Origin of the sequence: Streptomyces sp. NPDC005485, from assembly GCF_040606085.1 — a bacterium.
GTDB lineage: Bacteria > Actinomycetota > Actinomycetes > Streptomycetales > Streptomycetaceae > Streptomyces.
On record NZ_JBEXDZ010000044.1, the window covers coordinates 18,291 to 42,943 of the forward strand.

Genomic DNA, 24,653 nt, shown 5'->3' on the forward strand with positions numbered 1-24,653 from the left:
GCGGATGGCCGCGGACGCCCCACGCACGACCTCGCTGCCGGAGACCGACCACGGGGCGGCCTCACGCGAGGAGGGCACGCGGCGGGTACGGGCCGTCCCGGCCTGGCGGCGCGGTCTGCGCCCGTACCTGCTGATCGTGCCCGCGCTGCTCCTCACCGGCGGGATCCTCTACCCCTTCGGACTCGGCCTGTACTACACACTGTTCGACTTCTCGGCGAGCAAGCCGCAGCCGGACATGGTGGGCTTCGAGAACTACCGGACCGTGTTCACCCAGCGCGCCTTCTGGGACTCGGCGTGGGTGACGGTGCTGTACGCGGTCGGGGCGGCGGCGTTCGAGACGGTCCTCGGAGTCGCGGTGGCCCTGCTGCTGCACCGCTCCTCACTCGTCGGCCGGGTGCTGGAGAAGATCCTGATCCTGCCGCTGATGATCGCCCCGGTGATCGCCGCGATCATCTGGAAGCTGATGCTGCAGCCCTCGGTGGGCGTGGTGAACCATCTGCTGAAACCCTTCGGCCTGGGGGGAGTTCAGTGGACGGACACCCCGACGGGCGCGCTGCTGTCGTCGATCGCGGTCGACGTGTGGGTCTACACGCCGTTCGTGGCGATCCTCGCGCTGGCCGGTCTGCGGTCGCTGCCCACCTCCCCCTTCGAGGCGGCGGCCGTGGACGGCGCGGGCTGGTGGTACACCTTCCGGCGGCTGACACTGCCGATGCTGTGGCCGTACGTGCTGGTCGCGGTGATCTTCCGGTTCATGGACTCGCTGAAGGTGTTCGACATCATCTACGCCCTGACCGAGGGCGGGCCCGGCGACTCGACCGTCGTCCTGCAGATCCGGGCGTACCTGGAGGCGATCCGCTTCCAGCGCTACAGCTTCGGCATCAGCTACACGATCGTGCTGTGGGCCGTGGTGTACCTGGCCGCGATGGTGCTCGTTCGCCATCTGGGCAAGATCCAGCGGAAGGCCGCGGAGGTGTCCAAGTGAAGGTGAAGAAGCGTCTGTTGGGCTGGCTGGCGGATGCCGCGCTCATCCTCTACTTCGTCTTCGCGCTCTTCCCGATCGCCTGGATGGTGATCCTTTCGCTGAAGCCCGCCAACCAGCTCTTCAGCACCTACTTCTCGTTCACGCCGACCCTCGGCTCGTACCGGACGGTGCTCGGCGACAGCGAGGGAATCCCGTTCGTGCGGTTCTTCGTCAACAGCCTGGTGGTGTCGGTGGGCGCGGTGGCGCTCTCGCTCGTGGTCGGGCTCCCGGCGGCGTACGCGTCGGCACGCTGGCGGTTCAAGGGCTCCGAGAACCTGATGTTCACGCTGCTGTCGTTCCGGTTCGCACCCGAACTCACCGTGATCATCCCGCTGTTCGTGCTCTACCAGAAGCTCGGCCTGTTCGACACGTACGTCGGCATGGTGTGGGTGCTGCAACTCGTCACGCTCCCGCTGATCGTGTGGATCATGCGGTCGTACTTCGCCGATCTGACCCCGGAGCTCGAGCAGGCGGCCCTCCTCGACGGCTACACCCGCAAACAGGCGTTCTTCAAGGTCGCCCTGCCGCTGGTCAAGCCGGGCATCGCGGCCGTGTCGCTGCTGGCGTTCATCTTCGCCTGGAACAACTTCGTCTTCCCGCTGATCCTCACCTCGAACGAGGCCCAGACCGTGACCGTGGGCGCACTGTCCTTCCTCGGCGGCGACCGCCCCAAGTACAACCTCACGGCCGCCGCCGCGCTGATCTCCGTCGTACCGCCGCTGCTCCTTGCGCTGACCATCCAGCGGTATCTGGTGCGGGGGCTGTCGTTCGGGGCGGTGAAGTCGTGATCAGACTGCAGGGGATCCGGAAGGCCTACGGCAGGGCCACCGCCCTCGACGGGCTCGAACTCGACGTGCGCGAGGGGGAGTTCTTCTGTCTGCTCGGGCCCTCCGGCGCGGGCAAGACCACCACCCTGAAGACCGTCGCCGGACTGGAACAGCCGGATGCCGGGACGGTCGAGCTCGGCGGCGCCGACATGACCGGTGTGGAGCCGTACGACCGTGGCGTGGCCATGTGTTTCGAGAGCTACGCCCTCTACCCGCACCGCTCCGCCTACGACAACCTCGCCTCCCCGCTGCGCTCGCCCCGGCACCGGCTGCCGGCCGCCGAGGCCCGCGACCGGATCGCGGCGATTGCCGAACTCCTCGGCATCGGCGGCCTGTTGGACCGTCCGGTCGGGCAGCTGTCCAACGGTCAGCGGCAGCGTGTCGCGCTCGGCCGGGTGCTGGTGCGGCCCGCGCGCGCCTTTCTCCTCGACGAGCCGCTCTCCCATCTCGACGCCAAGCTGCGCCAGCAGATGCGTGCCGAGCTGAAGGCGATCGGCGCCGTCCAGAACACGACCACGCTCTACGTCACGCACGACTCGGTCGAGGCGCTGGCGCTGGGCGACCGGATCGGCGTGATCCGGGGCGGGCGGATCGTGCAGACCGGGACGCGGGAGGAGATCTGGTACCAGCCCTGCGACACGGAGGTGGCGCGGGCGTTCGGGCGCCCGCGGATCAACCTGCTGCCGGGCACGGTGACGGACGCGCACGGCTTCCGCTCGGCGGACGGGGCCGTCGAGCTGCCGGTGGGCGCGGCGGCGGCCCCGGGCACCGAGGTGCTCGTCGGCGTGCGGCCCCGGGACCTCACGATCGGCGAGGGCCCCGTCGAACTCACCGGCACCGTGTACGTCACCGAGGTGCTCGGCCGGGCGGTCGAGGTCACCGTCCGGCTCGGCGGGCTGCACGTCTCGCTCGTCGCGCCGCGCGCGGATGCGGCGGGACTGCGTCCCGACGACCCGGTACGGCTGAGCGTCCGGCCTGAGAACCTGCTGCTGTTCGAGGCCGACCGGCCGGAGCGCCCAGGACGACGGATCGGGAAGAGCGCACGATGAGCAGCAACAACAGCGGTGGTGGCAGCGGTGGGGCACAGCAGGGGCCCGCGGCCCGGCAGTCCGCCATGGCCGAGCGGGTCCTGGCCGACGGTTCGGCGACCGCGGCCGAGCTGGCCGAGCGCTTCGGAGTGAGTCTGATGACCATCCACCGCGACCTCGACGAGCTCGAACGGCAGGGAATCGTCAGGAAGTTCAGGGGCGGGGTCACCGCGCAGCCGTCCGGCGTCTTCGAGTCGAACGTGCAGTACCGGCTGAAGACCATGCGGCCGCAGAAGGCCGCCGTCGCCGAGCACGCGATGAGGCTGATAGAGCCCGGCATGGCGATCCTCCTCGACGACTCGACGTCGACCCTGGAGATCGCGCGCAGGCTCCGGCTCGGCGAGATCACCCCGCTCACGGTCGTCACCAACTTCCTGGAGGCGATCAACCTGCTCGCCGACCAGCGGGGCATCCACCTGATGGCGCTCGGCGGCGACTACGACCCGCTGCACTCCTCCTTCCTCGGGGTGTCGTGCGTGGAGGCGGTGCAGTCGCTGCGCGTGGACGTCTGTTTCGCGTCGACCTCGGCGGTGCTCGGCGGGCACGCCTACCACCAGGAGCAGCACATCGTCTCCGTGAAGCGGGCGATGCTCGACTCGGCGGCCCGCAACGTCCTGCTGCTGGACCACACCAAGCTCAGCCGGGTCGCTCTGCACCGGGTGGCCCCGCTGTCCCGCTTCGACCTCGTCCTCGTCGACGACGGGGCGTCGGCGGAGGCGTTGCGCGACCTGGATGAACACAAGGTCCGTTACGAGGTGTGCACGACGAAGTCGGGCAGTGAGTGAAGGAGTGCCGTGAAGGAGGGCGATGACCGCACTGGAGCTTCGTGAGCTGCGCAAGACCTACCGGTCGCGGGGGCGGCCCGCCGTGGACGCCGTACGCGGACTCGATCTGGAGCTGCGCTCCGGCGAGCTGCTGGGGCTGCTCGGCCCGTCCGGCTGCGGCAAGTCGACGACCCTGCGCATGATCGCCGGCCTGGAGACGGTGACCGGCGGCGACATCCTGGTGGGCGGGACATCCGTCGTCGGGCGGCCCGCGCAGCAGCGGAACATCGGCGTCGCCTTCGAGAACTACGCGCTGTATCCGCCGCTGAACGTCGCCGAGAACCTGGCGTTCGGGCTGAAGGCCAGGAGGCGGGGGGCGCGCGGGTCGCGTACGGAGGTCGCCCGCAGGGTCGCCGAGATGGCCGAACGGGTCGCGCTCACCGACCTGCTGGACGCCCGGCCCGCGGGCCTGTCCAGCGGCCAGAAGCAGCGTGTGGCCCTGGCGCGCGCGCTGATCCGCGAGCCGGACGTACTGCTGCTCGACGAGCCGCTGTCCCATCTCGACGCGGCGCAGCGCGACACCACGCGCCGCGAACTCAAGCGCATCCAGCGGGACTTGGGGCACACCACGATTCTGGTCACGCACGACCAGGAGGAGGCTCTGTCGCTCGCGGACCGGATCGCGGTGATGAAGGACGGGGTGATCCAGCAGCTCGGCACGCCCTACGAGATCTACGACTCCCCCGCCAACGTGTTCGTCGCGGACTTCGTCGGCGAGCCCGCGATCAATCTGCTGCCGGGCATCGCGGCCGACGACGGGCAAGTACGGCTGTCGGGCACGGTGCACCTCGCGCTGCCGGTGCCCGTGGCGAGGGGCCGCGAGATCGTGGTCGGGATCCGGCCGGAGGACCTGCGCCTCACGGAGGGCTCCGGCGAACGCGGACTGCCCGCCCGGGTCGTGGCCCATGAGCCCCTGCTGGAGTCGGGAATCGCCACCCTCGCCCTCGAAGGCGTCGAACGGCCACTGGTCGTTCTCACCGACCCGGAGGTGCGGCTCGCGAGCGACGAACGGGTGCGGGTGGCCGCCGACCCCGCGCTCACCCATGTCTTCGACGCCGAGACAGGAGAGTCCCTGCGATGACCGAAGGTGCGATGACCGGAGCTGCGGCTTCCGGGGCCGCGATGACCGAAGTCCTGCGTGTCGTGGCCGCCGGCGACCACTTCGTGCTGCCGAGGCTGATCGCGGAGGCGGTCACCGACGCGCTGCCCCGCGAGTCCGGCCGGGGTGTGCTGATCCGTGAACTGACCCTGGGCTGGCCCCTGGAGCCGTTCGGCCCGGTGGCCGAGGTGACCGAGGCCAGCGACGTCGAGGAGGAGTTGATCGAGGCCCTGGCGGACGAGAGGGAAGTACTCGTCACCCAGATGGGCCCGGTCACCGCACGCGTCCTGGAGGCCTCACCGGCGCTGCGCCTGGTCGTCGTCTGCCGGGGCGGCCCGGTGAACGTGAACCTGGACGCGGCCAAGTCCCGTGACGTACGGGTGTGTTACGCGCCGGGGCGGAACGCCGCCGCCACCGCCGAGTTCACCGTCGGCCTGCTGCTGGCCGCCCTGCGCCGCATCCCGCAGGCCCATGAACTCCTTGTGCGACAAGGGAGTTGGGAGGGCGCGAGTTACTACACCTACGAGCACAGCGGCCTGGAACTGGAGGACCTGCCGGTGGGCCTGGTCGGCTACGGCGCGGTCGGCAGCAGGGTCGCCCGTGTGCTGTGTGCCTTCGGCGCGCGGGTGATGGTCTACGACCCCTACGTGCGCGGTGAGGTGCACGGCCTGCGCGTCTCTTCACTCGACGAACTCCTGCGCCGGTCCCGGGTGATCACCCTGCATGCCCGGCTCACGCCCGAGACGCGTGGCCTGATCGGTGCCCGCGAGCTCGCGCTGCTGCCGCCCGGCGCGGTAGTGGTGAACGTGGCGCGTGGCCCGCTGCTCGACGAGGGCGCGCTGTGCGACGCGCTGGAGAGCGGCCGGCTGTCGGCTGCGGCACTCGACACGTACGAACGGGAGCCGGTACCCGCCGGCTCGCGGCTGTTCGGCCTCGCCGAGCGCGTGGTGCTGACCCCGCACCTGGGCGGGGCCAGCCGGGCCGTGGCCGAGAAGGCGGCGGCGATCGCGGCCGCGGAGGTGGGCCGATGGGCGCGTGGGGAGCCGCTGGCGCACTGCCTGACGTGAGGGTCCTACGAGCGCCGTCGAGGTGAGGAGATCGGGCATGTACGTCGGGATCGATGTGGGCACGTCCGTGGTGAAGGCCGCCGCATTCGACGACGCGGGGCGCCAACTCGCCGTCGAGGCACGGCCGGTGGGCCTCACCATCCGGGACGGCTTCGTCGAGCAGGACATGGAGGAGGTGTACGCCGCGGTCGTCGCCGTCCTCTCCGCGCTGACCGCCGCCGTACCCGGCCCCGCCGAGCTGGCGGGGCTGACCGGGCAGGGTGACGGGGTGTGGCTGGTCGACGCGGCGGGGCGTCCGGTGCGGTCCGCCGTCTCCTGGATGGACGGCCGGGCCCATGAACTGCTCGACCAGTGGCTGGCGGACGGCACGTTCGAGACGGTCTTCCGGCGCACCGGAAACGCCATGTTCCCCGGCTGCCCCGGCCCGCTGCTGGCCTGGCTGGAACAGCACGACCCCGCGTCCCTCGACGCCGCCACCACCGCGCTGTACTGCAAGGACATGGTCTTCCAGCGGCTGACCGGCGTCCGGGCCACCGATGTGTCGGACGCGTCGATGCCGTTCCTCGACCCGAGGACGCGGGCGTACGACAACCGGGTCGTGGAGCTGCTCGGCCTCACCCACCGGCGCGGGCTCCTCGCGCCGGTCAGCGACCCCGTCGCCACCGGGCAGACGCTCGGCGAGGGCCCGCCGCCGGGGCTTCCCGCGGGCACGCCGGTCAGCAACGGCCCGTACGACCTGCCGGCCTGCGCGCTCGGCGCCGGGCTCACCGAACCCGGCGACGGGCTGCTGATCGTCGGGACCTGTCTGGCCAGCCTGGTGGGCACGACGGACCTCGACCTGACGGGCGAACCGGCCGGCCTGTACATCTCCACCGACCGGGTCGGGTACTGGCTGCGCGCCATGCCCGCGATGGTCGGCACCGCCGCGCTCGACTGGGTGCTGTCGACCACCGGCGTCCAGCACGACGAGGTGGACGCCCTGCTGGAGGCGACTCCGCCCGGCGCGCACGGTGTCCGTGTCCTGCCGTACTTCGCCCCCTCCGGCGAGCGCGCCCCCTTCGTGGAACCGCGACTGCGCGCCGAACTCACCGGTGTCTGCCTGGAGTCCACCCGCGGCGACCTGATCCGCGCCACCTGCGAAGGCATCGGCTATGCGGCCCGCCACTGTCTGGAGGCGGCGGGGCTGACGGGGACCCTGGCGGTCTGCGGCGGCGGCACCCGCAGTACCGCCTGGATGCAGCTGCTGTCCGACGTACTGGGGCGGCCCCTGCGGGTCGTGGAGGGTGAGGTCGGCGCGCGCGGCGCGGTCCTCGCCGCCGCCGCGCGGCTCGGGGTCACCCTCGACACGGCCGCCTGGACCGAGCCGACGGTCGTCATCCCGCCCGACCCGGCGCGGGCCGCGTACTACGCCAAGGCGTACGAGGACCACTTGTCCCGCCTGGCCGAGGCCAGGACCCGCGCCCGCCACTGACGTCTTCGCCCCCTCCGCCCCTGCCCGTCCCGTACCTGGGGGCTGCCGCCCCCAGACCCCCGCAATCGGCCTGAACGGCCTCGTCCTCAAACGCCGGACGGGCTGAACAGCGCCTCCGGCCACCTCCGAAGGGAAGTCGTATGACCACGCGTCCGAGACGGAGAAGCCTGCTGCTCGCGGCCGCCGGGACGGCCGTGGCCGCCTCCGCGCCCGCCGAGGCCACGGCCGGGCCCCGCCCCACCCCCGTGGTCATCGGCCACCGCGGCGCGGCCGGCTGGCGGCCCGAGCACACGGCGGCGGCGTACACCTACGGCGTGCAGACGGGCGCCGACTGGATCGAGCCGGACCTCGTGCCCACCAAGGACCACGTCCTGGTGGTCCGGCACGAGAACGAGATCTCCCAGACCACCGACGTCGCCGCACACGCCGAGTTCGCCGGGCGCAGGACGACGAAGACGGTGGACGGGAAGCCGGTCACCGGCTGGTTCACCGAGGACTTCACGCTCGCCGAGCTGAAGACCCTGCGGGCGGTCGAGCGCCTCCCGCTGGTCCGCAACCGCAACACCGTCTTCGACGGCCGCCTTGAAGTGCTCACCTTCCAGGAGGTCGTGGACCTGGCCCGCCGTCTCTCGAGGACGTACGGCCGCACGGTCGCCGTCTTCCCGGAGACCAAGCACCCCACCTACTTCCGCTCCCTCGGCCTGGAGCTGGAGCCCGAACTGGCCCGTCTGATCCGGCGCAACCGGCTCGGCGCCCGCGAGTGCGTGGTGCAGTCCTTCGAGCCGACGAGCCTCAAGCGGATCGCCGCCGAGCGGCTGCGGGTCCCGCTGTGGCAGGCCCTGGGCACCACCGGCGGGCCCTACGACCTGGTCTCGTCCGGCGATCCGACGACGTACCGGGACATGATGACCCCGGCGGGCCTGGCGAGGATCGCCGCGTACGCGCAGTGGATCGGCCCCGACAAGTCCGCGATCGTGCCGGTGGGCACGGACGGCCGCCTGGGCACCCCCACCGCGCTGCTCGCCGACGCCCACGCGGCGGGCCTGAAGGTCGGCCCGTACACCTACCGCTGCGAGAACCAGTTCCTGCCGGCCGACTTCCGGCGCGGGACGGGACCGAACGACTTCGGTGACGCTTTCGCCGAGTACTCCCTCTATTACGGGCTCGGGGTGGATGCTGTCGTGACGGATTTCCCGGATCTGGCAGTGATCGCGCGGAGGGGCTCGTGACCAAGTACCTGGACTGCCCGACCTGTGGCGGCATGCACGACTTCCGCCTACTGAACGACGCAGAGAAGGCGGCCGTCAGGGCGACCAAGCGGTTCACCTATGTGCACGATCTCTGGCGCTGCACCGTCCGGGGGTGCGTACGGTTCCAGCGCTGGGACAAGAAGAACGAGGGCGGCCTCCTCCCCGAGGAGTTCCGGGAGAAGGCCGCCGAGTCGTGACGCGTGACCCGTCTCGCGCCGGGTGACCTACAGGTTGCTGAAGTCCGGCCCCGCCGTCCGCGTCCGCTTGATCTCGTAGAAGCCCGGCACGGAGGCGACCAGCAGCGTGCCGTCCCACAGCTTGGCGGCTTCCTCGCCCTTGGGGGCCGGGGTGACGACCGGGCCGAAGAAGGCGATCTGCTCGCCGTCGGCGCCCGGCACCGCGATCACCGGAGTGCCGACGTCCTGGCCGACCTTCTCGATGCCCTCCTTGTGGGAGGCGCGCAGCTCGGCGTCGAACTCGAAGTCCTCCTGGTCGGCGTAGTCGATCAGGTCGGCGGGGAGGCCGACCTCGTCGAGCGCGGCGGCTATCGCTTCCTTCGTGGGGCCCTGGCCCTCGTTGTGGAAGCGGGTGCCGAGCGCGGTGTAGAGCGGACCGAGGATGTCGGAGCCGTGCTTCTGCCAGGCCGCGGTGACGACACGGACGGGCGCCCAGGCCTTGGTGGTCAGCAGCTCGCGGTACTCCTCGGGCAGCTCGTCCAGCTTGGGCTCGTTCAGGACGGCCAGGCTCATGATGTGCCAGCGGACCTCGATGTCCCGGACCTTCTCCACTTCCAGGACCCAGCGCGAGGTCATCCAGGCCCAGGGGCACAGCGGATCGAACCAGAAGTCGACAGGGGTCTTCTCGGACACAGCGGACATGGCTCTCCTCGGAAGGTGGTCTTTCCCGGGGCAACACCGACGGGCGCCCACCCCATTCCCGGTGTCCGCTGTCAGGTGCACATGGCAGGATCGGTGCTGTTCAGCCGTACCCGTGACCAGACACACACGCCACAAGGGAGTGCCGCCCGTGCCCGGTGAGAATCTGTCCCGCGACGAGGCCCGGGAGCGGGCCGCCCTGCTGTCCGTCGACGGGTACGAGGTGTCCCTCGACCTGCGGTCCGCGGTCGGGGACGCGCAGAGCGAGCCGCGGACGTTCCGCTCCGTGACCACGATCCGCTTCCGGTGCGCCGATCCGGGCGCCACGAGCTTCGCCGACCTGATCGCGCCGAGTGTGACGGCGGTCTCACTCAACGGCAAGGACCTCGACCCGGGCAGCGTCTTCGACGGGACGAGGATCGAGCTGGCGGAGCTGGCCGCCGAGAACGAACTCGTCGTCGACGCCCAGTGCGCGTACTCCCGCACCGGCGAGGGCATGCACCGCTTCGTCGACCCGGAGGACGGCGAGGTGTACCTGTACACGCAGTACGAGCCCGCCGACTCCCGGCGGGTGTTCGCGGGCTTCGAGCAGCCGGACCTGAAGGCCCCCTACCGCTTCGAGGTCCGGGCGCCCGAGGGCTGGACGGCGTGGAGCAACGGCGTCGGCGAACTGGTCGGCGGGGTGTGGAAGTTCGCCGAGACGAAGCCGATCTCGACGTACATCACCGCCATCGCCGCCGGCCCGTACCACTATGTGACGGACTCCTACGAGCGGGTCTTCGAGGACGGTACGCGGCTGGAGATCCCGCTCGGCGCGATGTGCCGCAAGGGGCTCGCCCGGCACTTCGACGCGGACGACGTCTTCCTCGTCACCAAGCAGGGGCTGGACTTCTTCCACGACCACTTCGACTACCCGTACCCGTTCGGGAAGTACGACCAGGCGTTCGTGCCGGAGTACAACCTCGGCGCGATGGAGAACCCCGGACTGGTCACGTTCCGCGAGGAGTTCATCTTCCGCGGCAAGGTGACGCAGGCCGCGTACGAGCGCCGCGCCAACGTCGTCCTGCACGAGATGGCGCACATGTGGTTCGGCGACCTGGTGACCATGGTGTGGTGGGACGACCTGTGGCTGAAGGAGTCCTTCGCGGACTTCATGGGCACGTTCTCGATGGCCGAGGCGACCCGCTTCACCAACGGCTGGGTCACCTTCGCCAACAACCGCAAGGCCTGGGCGTACCGCGCCGACCAGCTCCCCTCCACACACCCGATCACGGCCGACATCCGTGACCTGGAGGACGCGAAGCTCAACTTCGACGGCATCACGTACGCCAAGGGTGCCGCCGTTCTGAAGCAGTTGGTGGCGTACGTCGGCAGGGACGCCTTCCTTGAGGGTGCGCGCCGCTACTTCAAGCAGAACGCGTACGGCAACACGCGCCTGGGCGACCTGCTGTCGGTCCTGGAGGAGACGAGCGGGCGCGACATGACGGCCTGGTCGCGGGCCTGGCTCCAGACGGCGGGCGTCAACTCCCTCACGCCGCAGGTGATCCTGAACTCCGAGGGCCGGATCACCGAGCTGGCCGTGCTGCAGGAGGCGGCGGAGTCCCACCCCGAACTGCGGCCGCACCGGGTGGCGGTGGGTTTGTACCGGCGCTCGCCCGAGGGCGCCCTCGAGCGGTACGCGCGCGCCGAGGTGGACGTCGAAGGACCGCGCACCGTCGTCGGTGAACTGGCCGGAGCGGACGCCCCCGAACTGGTGCTGGTCAACGACGACGACCTGACGTACTGCAAGATCCGCTTCGACGAGACCTCGCTCGCCACACTGCGGGACCAACTCGGCGACCTCACCGACCCATTGTCGCGCGCCCTGTGCTGGTCGGCGCTGTGGAACCTCACGCGCGACGCGCTGATGCCCGCCCGCGACTTCGTCGACCTCGTCCTGCGCTTCGCGGGCCGCGAGTCCGACATCGGCGTCCTGCAGATGCTGCACGCCTGGGCGAACTCGGCGCTCACCCACTACGCGCAGCCGCAGTGGCGCGAGACGGGCGGGCGCCTGCTCGCGGAGGGCGCGCTGCGGGAGCTGCGGCTCGCCGAGCCGGGCAGCCAGCACCAGCTGACCTGGGCGCGCTTCTTCGCGGCGGTCGCGTCGAGCGAGGCCGATCTCCAGCTCCTCCAGGGCCTGTTGGAGGGAACGGCCAAGATCGACGGTCTGGAGGTGGACCAGGAGCTGCGCTGGTCGTTCCTGGAGCCGCTGGCCGCGCACGGTGCCGCGGACGAGACCGTCCTCGGGGCCGAGCTGGCCCGCGACGACACGGCGTCCGGCAAGCGCCACCAGGTGCGCTGCCTCGCCGCCCGCCCCTCGGCGGCGGTCAAGGCGCAGGCGTGGGCGTCGGTCGTGGAGTCCGACGCCCTCTCCAACGCCCTGGTCGAGGCCACGATCGCGGGCTTCGCCCAGTCCTCGCACCGCGAGCTGACCGCGCCGTACGCCCCGAAGTACTTCGAGGCGATCGAGCGCGTGTGGGCCGACCGCTCCATCCAGATCGCCATGGACGTGGTGAAGGGTATGTTCCCCTCCCTCCAGGACTCACCGGAGACCCTGGACGCCACGGACAGCTGGCTGACCGCCCACGAGGACGCGCCGCCGGCCCTGCGCCGGCTGGTCCTGGAGGCCCGGGACGACCTGGCGCGAACGCTGCGGGCGCAGGCGTGCGACGGGGCCGCCGCCGGCTGACACGAGCATGGCAGCCATGGCCAAGGATTGAGCCTGCCGTCACCGTTACGAAATTCAGGCAAACGGAACCGTAACCCCTGGTCCCACCCGAACGGACCAGGGGTTTTCCCTGCCTACTCGGCAACCGAACACCCGTCCTTTAGTGCCATCTTGTCCAGATTTGTCGACAGGCGTGTAACAGCGGTTAGGACGCCGATCCGGAGCGGGAAACCCCGGGTCATGAACCACAACACCCCGCTCTCCCCCCGCCCCCTCCGTCACCTCTCCGACGTCCAGCGCCGCGTCCTGACCACGGGCCAGCTGCGTGAGCACGGCGTGACGGCCGCCGAGACGAACGAGCAGTGCCGTCCCGGCGGCGCCTGGCAGCAGCTCCTGCCGGGGGTCTTCCTGCTCCACCCGGGCCCGCCCACCTCGGAGGAGCGGCTGCACGCGGTCCTGCTGTACGCGGCCCGCGGCCCGGTGCGCGAGCTGTCGACGGCGATCCCTGCGCAGCCCGGCTCGGAGGAGGCGCACGCACCGCTGCGCTACACCGACGCGGTGGTCACGGGTCTTGCCGCCCTCGCACTGCACGGCTTCGCGTCCGCGCCGCCGCTGCTCTCGCTCGATCGGATCGACGTCCTGGTCCCCCGGCTGCGCCGGCTGCGCTCGACGGGCTGCGCCCAGGTGATCCGCACGGCCGCGCTGCCCGCGCCCGACCTCGTCGCGGGCGTCCCGGTCGCCCCGGTCCCGCGCGCCGTGGCGGACGCGGTGGCCGAGCTGACGGACGCGAACGCGGTACGGCGGCTGCTGACCGAGGCCGTACGCGGAGGGCACTGCGAACCCGCCGCGGTGGTACGGGAGTTGACCCAGGCCAAGCTTCTGAACCGCCCGCACGTGGTGGACGCCGTCGACTCCCTCATCGCCGAGGGCCGCGCGATCGCGGAGGACCGCCTGTACCGGATGGTCCAGGAACACGGCCTGCCCGACCCGGTCTGGAACGTGGACCTCAGGCTCCCCGGCGGCCCTCACCTCGGCGGCCTCGACGCCTACTGGCCCGACCAGGCCGTCGCCGTCGAGTTGGACACCCGCGCCCCCCGCCAGGACGAGGACGCCATGTGGTCCGAGTACGCCCGCAAACGCGAGGTCCTCGAACGTCTCGGCATCACCGTCGTGCACATCACCCCGAAGAAGCTCCGGGAATCCCTCGACCAACAGGCCACCGTCGTCCGCACCGCCCTGATGGCGTCGAACGAACGCGACCCGGCCGCCTATGTCGTGGTGCTGCCGCGGTAGTGACGGACCGCGCCCGCACCAGGAGGGGAGAGGAGGGGCCACCGGGGTGCCGGGGCCCCTCCTTCGTATGTGTCCGCAGGCAGGGCCGGACGTCTACTCGGTCCCGCAGAACTCCGCCTCGATCACCGCCCCCGCGTCTCCCGACCAGTCGCCGTTGAAGTTGAAGGCGAGGGAGTGGCGGCCGTCAGGGGTGGTCGCGGCTGCCGAGGAGGAGCCGTGGATGCCGCCGTCGTGGCCCCAGAGGTGGGTGCCGCAGGAGAGGGTGATGTCGGCGATGCCCAGGCCGTAGCGGTTGGCGGAGCCCTCGATCCTGATGGTGGTCTTCATCTCCTTGAGCTGCTTCTTCGGCAGGAGCTTGCCGCGCAGGAGGGCCGAGTAGAAGCGGTTCAGGTCGGCGGAGTCGGAGATCACCTCGCCGGCGGAGGAGGCGAGGGAGGGGTTGAGTTTCGTGACGTCGTACGTCGGACCCGTCGTCGTCTCGGCGAGCTTGGAGTAGGCCCGGCTGCTGGGCTGCGGGACCGTGACCCGGGTGCCGGGGAGCGAGGTCGCGCTCAGGTGGAGCGGTTCGATGATGCGGTGGCGGATCTCCGTCGCGTAGGAGTGGCCCGTCACGCTCTTGATGACCATGCCCGCCAGTACGTAGTTCGTGTTCGAGTAGCTCCACGACGTGCCGGGCGCGAAGAGCGGCTTGTGGGACATGGCGATCCCCACCAGCTGCTTCGGCGTCTTGGTGTCGTAGCGGTGCTTGAAGAAGCCGTCCTTCAGGAAGTACGTGCGGCCGAAGGTGTCGTCCGCCGTGTAGTTGAAGATCCCCGACGTGTGGTTGAGGAGCTGGCGCACGGTGATCTTCCTGCCGTCGTGGCCATGGCCGTGGACCACGCCCGGCAGCCACTTGTCCACGGTGTCGTCCAGCGACAGCCTGCCCTCCGCCTCCAGTTGGAGCAGGACGGTGGAGACGAACGTCTTGGTGATGCTGCCGACCCGGTAACGGTCGTCGGCACTGCGCGGCTTGCCCGTCTTGAGGCTGCCCACGCCCGACGTCGCCTTCCAGGTGCCGTGCGCGTCCTTGGCCTGGAGCGCGACGCCCGGGACGCCGTCCTTCACGGCCGCGTCCATGGCCGCCCGGGTGGCGCCGTGGTCCCCTCCCGCGGGCGCCGCGGTCGCGGGTCCTGCCAGTGTCGCCGCCAGCGCCACCGCGGTGGCCGCCGCCAGCGCCGTACCCACTCCCGAAACCGGTCCTCTGCGCACCGACATGTCTTCCCCGTCCGTCGAGCTTCGTGGTCGCGGGGAAGGACCGGGGCGGGGTGCGCAAAGGTTGCCTGTGATACGGCAGTTGAGCGGGATTCAGCCCTTCTTCAGGACCAGCTCGGTGTTGCGGTCCACCGCCGAGCCCGTCAGGTCCGTCCTCGCCCCGGGGGCGTTGAAGGACAGTTCGCGGTAGAGCGCCGCCAGGCCCGTCTGGGTGAGGTCGGCGTAATCCGTGCGGTGCGGGGCGCCGGACTCGATGAGGGTGGTGAAGAGGGAGAGTGTGCCGTCGTGGTTGTCCACCAGCTCGATGACACGGGCGAGTTGGGGGAAGTCGACGTGCGAGGCGGTGGAGACCTCCCAGAAGGGGTGGCGGCCCGCGCCTTGGTGGGCGACGATCTCGTTGCGGTGGGTGTGGCCGTTCACCCAGGCCAGGACGTTGCGGTGGTTGCCGAGAAGAGCGACCAGCTCGGCGCCGTCGTGCCGCCGTTCGCGCGGGTGCGCCGGGTCGGTGCGCGGGTTCTGCATCGACTTGCTGGTGTGGTGACTGAAAACGATGACGTACGAGTCGTTGTTCTCGCTCAGCGTCCGCTCCAGCCACTTCAGCTGGGCCGTGCCGATGGAGCCCGCGTAGTGGCCGCCCGGGTCGGTGGTGTCCAGGCTGATGCCGAGGACGTCCTCGGCGATGCGGAAGGTGTAGTACTGCGTGTTCGCCGCGAGGTTCGCCGACGAGTAGCCGTGCCCGATGGGGCCGGGGCCGGTGTTCGCGGGGTCGAGGTGCGCCCGGAGGTATTCGGCGGGCGTGAACGGGGCGCGCCGCTCGTCCGGGGTGACCGAGCGCAGGTCGCGGGTGTGCGCCTTCAGCATGTCCCTGAACTGGACACCCTTGGGGTCCTTGCCGTCCTTGATGGCCTTCAGCAGGGTCTTGCTGGTCGCGGCGGGCAGTGACATCAGCTTCTTGCCGCCGGTCGCGAAGTCGGTGAGGTAGGAGTCGCCGTGCGCGTAGCAGCCCAGGGGCAGCGCGTCGTGGTTGCCGACGGTGGAGTACCAGGGCAGACCGAGGCCGGGGCTTCGCACTTCGCGGATCGCGGCCTCCAGGAAGCCCTGGATGCGCGGGAAGCCGAGCTGCTTGTCGGCGTCGCGGAGGGCGGCGTCGGGCTGCCAGTAGAGCTTGAGGTCGCTGCTCTGGACGCCCTCGTAGTGGCGCGGGTCACCGGAGTTGGGGGTGATGCGGCCACCGCTCATGACCTTCAGGAACCAGTCCAGTTCCGTCTTGGAGTTGTTGTCCGTGTTGTCGCCGGTTGTCATGACGAAGTGGAGCGGGGAGCCGGTGACGGGCGCTCCCCGCAGGGTGTTGACGCGCTCGACGAGCGAGACGGCGCCCGCGACGGACAGGGTCTCCTGCGGCCGCCAGGCACTCGCGGACTGGGACCGCAGGAACTCCAGGCGCAGCGGGTGCTGGGTGTCGACCAGGTGCAGGTCGGTGAACTGCACGAAGGCGGCGAGCGCGGTGCGCCGTGCGGCGCGGCCCGAGTGCGGCGTGGCGAGCTCGCCGCGCACGACGCGCTTCCAGGCGGGGCCGTCGCCGAGCCGGCGGTAGCCGGAGCTGCCGCGGGGCGTGGCGACCGAGGACAGCGTGGTGCCGCGGGTGTAGGGGGCCAGCGGCGCGGCGGGCGCCTGGCGGGACACGGCGATGGGTGCCTCCTGCGCGGCGGCAGGAGCGTGTCCGGTGGCGGCGTGGGCCGCGGAGTCGGGCCGCAGGGCGAAGCCGACGCCCGCGGAGAGGGACACCGCTCCGGTGGCGGCCAGCACGGTGCGGCGGTTGACGGCGGCAGGTACGGCGGAAGCTGCGGCGGTGGCGACAGAGCGTATGCGCGGCATGGCGCGATCTCCCCGAGTACGAACGCGTCGGCGGTGGTCGCGGGGAGTGCGTTGCGCGGACTCCCCACTCACACTGAATCGTTGGCACCGGGGATGACCTGGACGTTAACTGAGCAGCAACGGGCAACGCCGATCACCGTACGTGGATCTTGGACTACCCTGCGCGGCCATGGAGCCCTCTCCGAACGGCCGGAAGCCGGTCACTCCGCGTTCATCTGCCGGGGTACTCCACCTGGTCCGAGGGGGTTTTCCCGCTTCTCGGCGCTAGGGGGTGTTTTGAAAGTCCTGTGCGGTGCCCGCGGTGTTCGGTGCGTGCCCTCGGCGTGCCGGACGATGGCCCTCGTACTGGACGTACTTGGGGCTTCGTCCGGTGCGGCGAGGGTGCGTGCCGGGCGCCGTGGGTACTGTGCGGGACTTTCACAACACCCCCTAGTCGACGGGGTTCTCCCGCTCCTCCGCCCGGGTCGCCGTCCGGCCCAGGGCCGGGCGCTGTCGCCACAGCTCCAGGCCGACGTCGACGAGTCCGACGCGCTGCAGCGCGGGCACCTCGTCGAGGGGGTGCCAGGCCGCCATGTCCGTGGAGCCGTTCGTCTCGTGGCGCAGGTCGCCGCCGGTGATCCGGGTCTCGTAGACGATCCTGAGGCCCTGGAAGTCGGCGGCGGTGCCGAGCCGACGTGGGTAGCGGCGCCGGGTGGAGTCGATGCCGAGGAGCGTGAGCGGCTCGACGGTGTAGCCGGTCTCCTCCTCGGCCTCGCGGATGACGGTGTCGTACGGGTCCTCGCCGTGGTCCATGCCGCCGCCGGGCAGCGTCCACCGCTTGGTGCCGTCGCCGGCGACCCAGCGGGCCAGCAGCATCTGTCCGTCCCGTACGCATACGGCGTAGGCCGCCACCCTCAACTCCTTGTGCATGCCCAGACGTTACGACAGGGCGGGGTTGGCCGGTGAGTACTCGGGCGGTCCCCAGCGCAGCGGACTCGCGCCCGGGGCATCCACGACCCCCTCGACGGTGAAGCGCACCGTCCGCTCCCCTTCCCCGTCGAACTCCGTCCGCGCCCGGCCCGTGAGCTGGAGCACCGCCCCCGACGTCCAGTCCAGGAAGAGCAGGCCGCAGCGCGCGTCGGCCGTCAGGTTGCCGAGGGTGAGGTACATGGAGTTGCCGGGATAGTCACGCCAGTTCAGCTCGCGCGGGGAAGTGACGTGCACGAAGCCGGGGTTGCCGCCCCGATGGCTGGCGTCGGCGCCGTGCGCGTGCACGGTGGCGATGAAGAAGGTGTCGGCGCTCTCGATGAACTCCCGCTGCGAGGAGGTGAGTTCGCTGCCGTGCCGGGGCGCCACGGCAGCCCGCTCGACCGTCTCGTACACCTCTCTGCGCTGCAGGTATTTCGGGCAGTTGGAGAAAACCTGGTCGGCGTCGATCGCGAGGCCGCGGGCGGTGGGAGCGGACCGTCCGTTCAGGCGCATACGGCGGCGGGTGCGCGGGTCGAGTTCGATGGTGCCGACCGCCGTGCCCGCCATGGCGAGGGCGGCGGTGAGCGGGTCGCCCTCGCGGGGGCCGCCCCGGACGGAGATCCGGTGCGGTCCCGTCGCCCGCACGAACCCGGGTTCGCCGGTGAGCAGCGAGGCCCAGACCGCGCCGGTGTCCGGGTCGGCGGCGCCGAGGACCAGCATCGGCTGGAGTTCGAGGAAGGCTGCGGCCACCGGGCGGATGCCCTGCCCGATGGAGCGCCCCACGTGATCGGCGAGGTCGCGGACCCCGACCCGGTCCTGCACGGCCCGCGAGCCGGAGTGATAAGTCACCGCTCCTCCTAGAAGAAACCGCAGGTCGGAGCCGACTCCGACGGCGCTGTCGCACCCTCGACGCCGCTCGGCGTGTAGATCTCCAGCCGGGTGCCGTCGGGGTCGTGGAAGAAGATGCCGCCGGACGCCGAGCCCTCGCGGTGGGCGACCACACCCTCGTACGCGAACTCCACCCCCTGGCCGCGCAGGGCCTCCTCGTACGCCCGCACCCGCTCGACCGTGTCGACCTCCAGGGCGAGGTGGTGCAGGCCCGCGCGCCCCTTGTCGTACGCGCCCTGCGCCTGCTGCCAGAGGGTGAGCACGAGCTGTCCGTCGGTGCCGAGGAACGCGTACCTGCGGTCCTCCTCCTTGCCCTCGCCCGTCACCTCGAAGCCGAGGACGTCGCGGTAGAAGGCGAGCGAGCGGTCGAGGTCGGTGACGTTGAGGCCGATGTGGCCGGTGCGCAGGGTCATGACAGTCCCCATCCGTTCCGTCGGCGGCAGCCCTTGATGGCTAACCCCTGAAAATGAGGTTAGAGGTTAGACTCGAAGAATACAACCGCTCACGTACTCTTGACCGGTTAGCACGGAAGGGAGCCCCACATGTCCGCCGCCCACGACCCGCGCCCGCTCACCGGTGAGCCGCTCGCGCTCGACCTGATGAACACCCGGTGGATGCACGAAGGCGCGGTGCAGGATCTGCTGACGGACACGGACGGGCTGGCGGTATGGCTGGCGGCCAACGGGCTCGACTTCCCCGCCGACGAGGCGGTCCTTCGCCATGTGCACCAGGCGCGCGACGCGCTCAGAAGCGCGGTGGACGGCTCACTCACCGAGGGTGCCGAGCGCGTCGACGCCGTGCTCGCACACGGGCGCATCCGGGCCACCCTGAGCACAGAGGGGCCGGGCGAGCAGCCCGAGTTCAGCAAGCCCTCCTGGGGTCCCGCGTGGCTCGCCGCCCGCAACTACCTGGAGCTCCTGAGCACCGCCCCCGACCGCATCCGCCGCTGCGCGCACGGCTCGTGCATCCTGCACTTCTTCGACACGTCGAGGAACGGCACACGCCGCTGGTGCTCGATGGCGGCGTGCGGCAACCGCGCGAAGGCGTCCCGCCACTACGCGCGAACGAAAGAGAGTTAAGTCGACACAAAGGGATATCCCTACCGACCGATATGTCCATCGATAGCGGGCTATCACTGGCGTGACGTATGGCGGAAGTACGCCATGGCTTCATCTCGCCTCGGTCAACTCTCCCCAAACATCTGCCCCTTAGGCAAAGCTGAGCGGTCATCCGGGTTCACATACCGGACTGACGTGATCGCGTTCCGTGACATCAGCGGAACCGGTCACTCCACGCTCGTTCCTTTACCTACAAGGGATGCTGATGACCCCCGAACCTCAGCGCGCTCCGATCTCGGGCGCGAGACGCGCGGCCCGCATAGCCGTGGCCGCGGGCCTGGTGGCCGCGCTCTCCGCGGCCGGGCCGATACCCATGGCCTTCTCCGCGGACACGGACACCACTCCGGCCGACCCCGCCGTCAAGTCCGCGAGCGCCAAGCTCGGTTCGGACGACGCCGACCTCCTGGCACAGGCCAAGACGGACGGCGCCAAGAACGTCACGATGATGATCGCCACCGCTCCCGGGCAGACCGAGCAGGTCGCCAAGGAACTGGACGCGGTCAAGGGCGGCTCGGTGGGCCGGGCCTACGACAAGCTCGGCTACGTCCGCGCGACCGTGCCCACGGGCAAGGCCGACTCGGCCATCGCCGCCGCCGAGAAGCTGTCCTCCGTGCACGGCATCGACCTGCGCCAGGAGATAGCCCTCGACGACCCCACCCCGAGCGCCGACACGGCCAAGGGCGCCAAGGAGCAGGCCACTTCGGCAGCCACGTACCCGGCGCCGAACGAGAAGACCCCCGCCGTCAACCCGTACAACCCGTCCTTCGAGACGGGCGCCGTCGACTTCGTGAGGAAGAACACGAAGGCGGACGGCCGCGGCGTCACCATCGGCATCCTCGACTCCGGCGTGGACCTCGGCCACCCGGCGCTGCAGAAGACCACCACCGGCGAGCGCAAGATCGTCGACTGGGTGACCTCGACCGACCCGATCCTGGACAGCGACGCCACCTGGCGCCCGCAGGTCACCCCGGTGTCCGGGCCCACCTTCACCTACAGCGGCAAGACCTGGACGGCGCCCGCGGGCTCGTACCAGGTCAGCACCTTCAAGGAGTCCGCCACCACGGGCGGCGACGCCAAGGGTGACGCGAACCGCGACGGTGACACGACCGACTCGTGGGGCCTGCTGTACGACGCCGCGGCCGGCACCGTCCGCGTCGACCTGAACAACAACAACGACTTCACCGACGACACACCGATGAAGCCGTACAAGGACGGCTACCAGGTCGGCTACTTCGGCACCGACAACCCGTCGACCGACGTCGTCGAGCGCCAGCCGTTCGTCGTGCAGATCCGCAAGGACGTCCCGATGGACCCCTACGGCGGCGACTGGGTCGGCCAGAAGCGCGACTTCGTCAACATCGGCGTCATCGAGTCCGAGCACGGCACGCACGTCGCGGGCATCACCTCCGCGAACGGCCTGTTCGGCGGCAAGATGAACGGTGCCGCGCCGGGCGCGAAGATCGTCTCCTCGCGCGCCTGCACCTGGACCGGCGGCTGCACCAACGTCGCGCTCACCGAGGGCATGATCGACCTCGTCACCAACCGCGGTGTCGACATCGTCAACATGTCCATCGGCGGTCTGCCCGCGCTGAACGACGGCAACAACGCGCGCGCCGAGCTCTACACCCGCCTCATCGACACCTACGGCGTCCAGCTGGTGATCTCCGCGGGCAACTCCGGCCCCGGTGCCAACACCATCGGCGACCCCGGCCTGGCCGACAAGGTCATCTCGGTCGGCGCGTCCATCTCCAAGCAGACCTGGGCGTCCAACTACGGCTCGCAGGTGAAGAAGCCGTACGCGATGCTGCCCTTCTCCTCGCGCGGCCCGCGTGAGGACGGCGGCTTCACGCCGACGCTGACCGCGCCCGGCGCCTCGATCAACTCCACCCAGACCTGGCTGCCGGGCTCCCCGGTCGCCGAGTCGGGCTACACGCTGCCGGCCGGCTACTCGATGCTCCAGGGCACGTCGATGGCCTCGCCGCAGGCCGCGGGCGCCTCCGCGCTGCTGCTGAGCGCCGCCAAGCAGCGGCACATCGCCCTCACCCCGGCCGTCCTGCGCACCGCGCTGTCCTCGACCGCCCACCACATCGACGGTGTGCAGGCGTACGAGGAGGGTGCCGGCCTCATCGACATCGTGGACGCCTGGGACGCCATCAAGGACGGTGCCACCGCCCACGACTACACCGTCAAGGCGCCGGTCGACACCGCGATCGACGGCGCGCTGAAGACGCCGGGCTTCGGCACCGGCCTCTACGACCGCGAGGGCGGCCTCAAGGCGGGCCAGAAGAAGACGTACGACGTCACGATCACCCGTACGTCCGGTCCGGACAAGGCCGTTCGCCACGAGCTGCACCTCGCGAACAACAAGGCCCGCACCTTCAGGATCGTGGGCAAGGGCGAGGTGACGCTGCCGCTGAACAAGCCGGTGACCGTCAAGGTCCAGGCCGCCCCCGAGTCCGCGGGCATCAAGAGCGCGATCCTTGAGGTCGACGACCCGGCGACCGAGGGTGTCGACAAGCAGATCCTGACCACCGTCGTGGTCTCCACGCCGGTCAAGTACACGTTCTCCGCGTCGGGTTCGGTGCAGCGCAACAGCACCCGCTCGTACTTCGTGACGGTCCCCGCGGGCGCCAAGTCCCTGGAGGTCGCCATCGGCGGCCTGGCCGACAAGAGCCAGACCCGCTTCATCGGGATCCACCCGTACGGCGTTCCGGTCGAGGACACCGGCACTCCGTACTGCTACAGCAACTACCCGAACACCAACGGCTGCAAGCCCGACGTGCGCGCCTACACGGACCCGCAGGCCGGCGTGTGGGAGATCGAGGTCGAGTCGCGCCGTACGTCGCCGCTGCTCGACAACCCGTACAAGCTGAACGTCGAGGTGCTCGGCGCCGCGTTCGACCCGGCGGTCGTGACCGTTCCCGAGGCGAAGGTCGGCACCCCGGCCGCCGCCTCCTGGAAGGTGACGAACAACTTCGCCGCGCTGGACGGCACGCTGAAGGGCGGCCCGCTCGGTTCCTCGAAGAACGCGCGGCCGACCATCACCGAGGGCGTCACGCAGACCACCACGGTCGACGTGCCCGCGGGCGCCAAGTCGCTGAACGTCGCCATCGGCAACGTCTCGGACGCGGCCGCCGACCTCGACCTGACGGTGTACAACGCCGCGGGCACCCAGGTCGGGCAGTCCGCGGACGGCGACTCGGAGGAGGCGGTCTCCATCGCCTCGCCCGCCGCCGGTACGTACACCATCGAGGTCGTGGGCTACTCGGTCCCGTCGGGCTCGACGGCGTACGACTACCAGGACGTGTTCTTCTCGTCCACGCTCGGCCAGGTCACGGTCGACGAGTCGACGCCGGTCAAGCTCGCCACGGGCGGCACGGCGACGGTCTCCGGCTCGGTCACCGCCGCGGCCGCGGCGCCCGAGGGCCGGGAGTTCTTCGGCCAGGTCCAGCTGGTGAACGCGCGCGGCACGGTCGCGGGCCTCGGCAGCGTGAAGATCGAGAAGGTCACCCCGTAGTTCCTGCGGTGATCGGGGCGGGCGTCCGGGAACGGGCGCCCGCCCTTTCTCATGCGTGCCTGGACTTCCTTGCCGTTACTGGCACTTGATGCCCTTCGACTCGGGCAGCGCGTCGAGGATCGACTGCCGTTCGCGGGCGATGGGTTTCTCGCCCACGGTCCAGTGGTCCGGCCCGGGAGCGTCGCGCATGATGGTGATCAGCGCGTGCTGGCCCTTGCGCAAGGGTGGCTGGAGCTCGTCGGCCACCACGAAGTTGACCTCGCCCGAGCCCTTCGCCGGCTTGTAGTAATGGCTGACGTCCAGGGTGACCCGGCTTTCGTCGTCGCCCGCCATCGGCTCGATGTCGGCGACCGTGCCCTCGACGACGAGCCGCGCGCAGGCGAGGTAGCCCGGGACGCCCACCGAGGCGCCTTTCGCGTCGCCGCTGCTGCTGTCCGCCTTGCTGCCGGCGTCGTCCGCCCCGCTCATGGCGTTGCTTCCGCCGGCCTGGGACAGCAGCCAGCCCATGCCGACGAGCGCCGCGGTGACGCAGACCGCCACGAGCGCGCCCATGGCGAGGGCTAGGGGACGGCGGCCGCGCGTCCTCGGGGCGCCTGCCGGTCGGCGCGCCCGCCGCCTCGGTACCCGTACCGGTCCGGCCTCCTCCACCGGCTCCGCCAGCGCGTCCCCGAGAAGCGCCAACTGCTCCCGCAGCAGCGCCATGTCCGCCACCGCCGCACGATGCTCGGTGGCGAACTCCGGGTCGTCGTGGGCTCCTTCGGGCAGCGGTTCGTCCGTGATCGCGGCCAGCAGCGCGTCCAGTGCCGCACTGTTCTCGTGTTCGGCCACGTCACACCACCTCGTCCTCGTGCAGGCGTTCGCGCAGTGCGCGGACCGCCGTGTGCAGCCTGCTCTTGACCGTGCCCTCCGGTATGCCGAGCTCCTCGGCGATCCCGCGCACCGGCAGGTCGGCGTAGAAGCGCAGCACGAGGACCTGGCGCTGGGCGTCGGGCAGCTCGTCCAGTCCCTGGGCGACAGCGAGCTGGAGCACGCTGGACTCCTCGCCGGAGGGGTGTGCCGGCTGGCGCAGCGAGGCCAGCCGCTCGCCGAGGCGCTCCTGGCGGCGTTTGGCCCGGTGCCAGTCCATCGCGAGGTTCGAGGCGACGACCGCCGCCCACGCGGACACGTCGCGCGGCGCCTCGTCGCCCTTCGCCGCCCGCTCCAGCAGCCGCAGCCTGACCTGCTGCACTCCGTCCGCCAAGTCGGTCTGGGGCACCCCGCCGAGCGCCAGCACCGCCCGCACCCGGCGTTCCTGGGCCGCGTCCAGGGGATCGTCCACCCCCGGGGTGTCCCCCTGGCCACGGCGCGCCTTTCTGCGCAGCACAGCCACCCCTCTCCTCGCCGCGTTTCCTTTACGACGCAGGACCGGGCGGAAACGTTCGCCGTAACGTACGTCACACCCCGGGGATGTCCTGTCCCACTCCTCGGGCTCCACGCCGAAAGGATTGGACAGGTGGGCCCGGGTGAGACGCATGATGGAAGAACCGAGCCAGGT

Annotated in this window: 21 protein-coding genes; 13 read left to right on the forward strand and 8 right to left on the reverse strand. The window is 70.7% G+C overall.

Annotation, left to right across the window (positions count from 1 at the left end):
* Window positions 1–4 precede the first annotated feature (4 nt).
* The 9 genes from ABZS97_RS17200 (at window position 5) to ABZS97_RS17240 (ending at window position 8,844) form a co-directional block, all read left to right on the forward strand.
* Entirely contained in the window at window positions 5–982 is a 978-nt protein-coding gene (locus ABZS97_RS17200) for a sugar ABC transporter permease (protein WP_356138520.1), read from the forward strand.
* A complete protein-coding gene (locus ABZS97_RS17205) occupies window positions 979–1,809 on the forward strand; it encodes a carbohydrate ABC transporter permease (RefSeq protein ID WP_356138522.1) in 831 nt (276 codons plus the stop codon). The genes ABZS97_RS17200 and ABZS97_RS17205 overlap by 4 nt, the downstream gene beginning before the upstream one ends.
* Window positions 1,806–2,897 (forward strand): ABC transporter ATP-binding protein, encoded by a 1,092-nt coding sequence (locus ABZS97_RS17210; protein ID WP_356138524.1) that lies wholly within the window; start codon window positions 1,806–1,808, stop codon window positions 2,895–2,897. The genes ABZS97_RS17205 and ABZS97_RS17210 overlap by 4 nt, the downstream gene beginning before the upstream one ends.
* Window positions 2,894–3,721 (forward strand): DeoR/GlpR family DNA-binding transcription regulator, encoded by an 828-nt coding sequence (locus ABZS97_RS17215; RefSeq protein WP_356138526.1) that lies wholly within the window; start codon window positions 2,894–2,896, stop codon window positions 3,719–3,721. Before ABZS97_RS17210 ends, ABZS97_RS17215 begins: the two co-directional genes overlap by 4 nt.
* A gap of 22 nt (window positions 3,722–3,743) precedes the next feature.
* Complete coding sequence (locus ABZS97_RS17220) at window positions 3,744–4,841, forward strand: ABC transporter ATP-binding protein (protein ID WP_356138528.1); 1,098 nt, start codon at window positions 3,744–3,746, stop codon at window positions 4,839–4,841.
* 41 nt (window positions 4,842–4,882) lie between these two features.
* Window positions 4,883–5,926 carry a 2-hydroxyacid dehydrogenase gene (locus tag ABZS97_RS17225; protein ID WP_356138588.1) on the forward strand — a complete coding sequence of 348 codons (1,044 nt, stop codon included), beginning with the start codon at window positions 4,883–4,885 and terminating at the stop codon, window positions 5,924–5,926.
* Window positions 5,927–5,963: 37 nt separating this feature from the next.
* Window positions 5,964–7,397, forward strand: a complete 1,434-nt coding sequence (locus tag ABZS97_RS17230; RefSeq protein WP_356138530.1) for an FGGY-family carbohydrate kinase — start codon at window positions 5,964–5,966, stop codon at window positions 7,395–7,397.
* Between the two features lie 140 nt (window positions 7,398–7,537).
* On the forward strand, window positions 7,538–8,626 hold the full coding sequence (locus ABZS97_RS17235; RefSeq protein ID WP_356138532.1) for a glycerophosphodiester phosphodiesterase: 1,089 nt from the start codon (window positions 7,538–7,540) through the stop codon (window positions 8,624–8,626).
* Window positions 8,623–8,844: a hypothetical protein gene (locus ABZS97_RS17240; RefSeq protein ID WP_356138534.1), complete on the forward strand. Its 222-nt coding sequence runs from the start codon at window positions 8,623–8,625 to the stop codon at window positions 8,842–8,844. Before ABZS97_RS17235 ends, ABZS97_RS17240 begins: the two co-directional genes overlap by 4 nt.
* A gap of 27 nt (window positions 8,845–8,871) precedes the next feature.
* Here the strand turns inward: ABZS97_RS17240 and ABZS97_RS17245 are convergent, their stop codons facing one another.
* Entirely contained in the window at window positions 8,872–9,525 is a 654-nt protein-coding gene (locus ABZS97_RS17245; protein ID WP_356138536.1) for a DsbA family protein, read from the reverse strand.
* Window positions 9,526–9,673: 148 nt separating this feature from the next.
* Here ABZS97_RS17245 and pepN point away from each other — a divergent pair, with 148 nt between their 5' ends.
* Window positions 9,674–12,250, forward strand: coding sequence for an aminopeptidase N (pepN, locus tag ABZS97_RS17250; RefSeq protein ID WP_356138538.1), 2,577 nt, complete (start codon window positions 9,674–9,676; stop codon window positions 12,248–12,250).
* A 219-nt stretch (window positions 12,251–12,469) separates the two neighbouring features.
* A complete protein-coding gene (locus ABZS97_RS17255) occupies window positions 12,470–13,522 on the forward strand; it encodes a hypothetical protein (RefSeq protein WP_356138540.1) in 1,053 nt (350 codons plus the stop codon).
* A 93-nt stretch (window positions 13,523–13,615) separates the two neighbouring features.
* Here ABZS97_RS17255 and ABZS97_RS17260 read toward each other — a convergent pair whose 3' ends face one another.
* From ABZS97_RS17260 to ABZS97_RS17280, 5 genes are all read right to left on the reverse strand, one after another.
* Complete coding sequence (locus tag ABZS97_RS17260) at window positions 13,616–14,776, reverse strand: serine hydrolase domain-containing protein (protein ID WP_356138542.1); 1,161 nt, start codon at window positions 14,774–14,776, stop codon at window positions 13,616–13,618.
* 90 nt (window positions 14,777–14,866) lie between these two features.
* On the reverse strand, window positions 14,867–16,648 hold the full coding sequence (locus ABZS97_RS17265) for a TIGR03767 family metallophosphoesterase (RefSeq protein WP_356138544.1): 1,782 nt from the start codon (window positions 16,646–16,648) through the stop codon (window positions 14,867–14,869).
* 429 nt (window positions 16,649–17,077) lie between these two features.
* Complete coding sequence (locus ABZS97_RS17270; protein ID WP_356138546.1) at window positions 17,078–17,557, reverse strand: NUDIX hydrolase; 480 nt, start codon at window positions 17,555–17,557, stop codon at window positions 17,078–17,080.
* Between the two features lie 9 nt (window positions 17,558–17,566).
* The gene (locus ABZS97_RS17275) at window positions 17,567–18,445 is read right to left on the reverse strand and encodes a pyridoxamine 5'-phosphate oxidase family protein (RefSeq protein ID WP_356138548.1); all 879 of its coding nucleotides are present in this window, start codon (window positions 18,443–18,445) and stop codon (window positions 17,567–17,569) included.
* An 8-nt stretch (window positions 18,446–18,453) separates the two neighbouring features.
* Entirely contained in the window at window positions 18,454–18,897 is a 444-nt protein-coding gene (locus ABZS97_RS17280) for a VOC family protein (RefSeq protein WP_356138550.1), read from the reverse strand.
* Window positions 18,898–19,026: 129 nt separating this feature from the next.
* On the opposite strand from ABZS97_RS17280, the gene ABZS97_RS17285 reads away from it, so the two are divergent.
* Together ABZS97_RS17285 and ABZS97_RS17290 are read left to right on the forward strand one after the other, a co-directional pair.
* Window positions 19,027–19,563, forward strand: coding sequence for a CGNR zinc finger domain-containing protein (locus ABZS97_RS17285; RefSeq protein ID WP_356138552.1), 537 nt, complete (start codon window positions 19,027–19,029; stop codon window positions 19,561–19,563).
* Window positions 19,564–19,807: 244 nt separating this feature from the next.
* Entirely contained in the window at window positions 19,808–23,119 is a 3,312-nt protein-coding gene (locus ABZS97_RS17290; RefSeq protein WP_356138554.1) for a S8 family serine peptidase, read from the forward strand.
* 75 nt (window positions 23,120–23,194) lie between these two features.
* Here the strand turns inward: ABZS97_RS17290 and ABZS97_RS17295 are convergent, their stop codons facing one another.
* Both ABZS97_RS17295 and ABZS97_RS17300 read right to left on the reverse strand, forming a co-directional pair.
* The gene (locus ABZS97_RS17295; protein ID WP_356138556.1) at window positions 23,195–23,947 is read right to left on the reverse strand and encodes a hypothetical protein; all 753 of its coding nucleotides are present in this window, start codon (window positions 23,945–23,947) and stop codon (window positions 23,195–23,197) included.
* A gap of 1 nt (window position 23,948) precedes the next feature.
* Window positions 23,949–24,488, reverse strand: a complete 540-nt coding sequence (locus ABZS97_RS17300; RefSeq protein ID WP_356138558.1) for a sigma-70 family RNA polymerase sigma factor — start codon at window positions 24,486–24,488, stop codon at window positions 23,949–23,951.
* Window positions 24,489–24,653 lie beyond the last annotated feature (165 nt).

Coding starts and splice junctions, on each gene's coding strand:
- ABZS97_RS17200 (WP_356138520.1), top strand. CDS start 5: ATGGCCGCGGACGCCCCACGCACGACCTCGCTGCCGGAGACCGACCAC.
- ABZS97_RS17215 (WP_356138526.1), top strand. CDS start 2,894: ATGAGCAGCAACAACAGCGGTGGTGGCAGCGGTGGGGCACAGCAGGGG.
- ABZS97_RS17220 (WP_356138528.1), top strand. CDS start 3,744: ATGACCGCACTGGAGCTTCGTGAGCTGCGCAAGACCTACCGGTCGCGG.
- ABZS97_RS17225 (WP_356138588.1), top strand. CDS start 4,883: ATGACCGAAGTCCTGCGTGTCGTGGCCGCCGGCGACCACTTCGTGCTG.
- ABZS97_RS17230 (WP_356138530.1), top strand. CDS start 5,964: ATGTACGTCGGGATCGATGTGGGCACGTCCGTGGTGAAGGCCGCCGCA.
- ABZS97_RS17235 (WP_356138532.1), top strand. CDS start 7,538: ATGACCACGCGTCCGAGACGGAGAAGCCTGCTGCTCGCGGCCGCCGGG.
- ABZS97_RS17245 (WP_356138536.1), bottom strand. CDS start 9,525: ATGTCCGCTGTGTCCGAGAAGACCCCTGTCGACTTCTGGTTCGATCCG.
- ABZS97_RS17255 (WP_356138540.1), top strand. CDS start 12,470: ATGAACCACAACACCCCGCTCTCCCCCCGCCCCCTCCGTCACCTCTCC.
- ABZS97_RS17260 (WP_356138542.1), bottom strand. CDS start 14,776: ATGTCGGTGCGCAGAGGACCGGTTTCGGGAGTGGGTACGGCGCTGGCG.
- ABZS97_RS17265 (WP_356138544.1), bottom strand. CDS start 16,648: ATGCCGCGCATACGCTCTGTCGCCACCGCCGCAGCTTCCGCCGTACCT.
- ABZS97_RS17270 (WP_356138546.1), bottom strand. CDS start 17,557: ATGCACAAGGAGTTGAGGGTGGCGGCCTACGCCGTATGCGTACGGGAC.
- ABZS97_RS17280 (WP_356138550.1), bottom strand. CDS start 18,897: ATGACCCTGCGCACCGGCCACATCGGCCTCAACGTCACCGACCTCGAC.
- ABZS97_RS17285 (WP_356138552.1), top strand. CDS start 19,027: ATGTCCGCCGCCCACGACCCGCGCCCGCTCACCGGTGAGCCGCTCGCG.
- ABZS97_RS17290 (WP_356138554.1), top strand. CDS start 19,808: ATGACCCCCGAACCTCAGCGCGCTCCGATCTCGGGCGCGAGACGCGCG.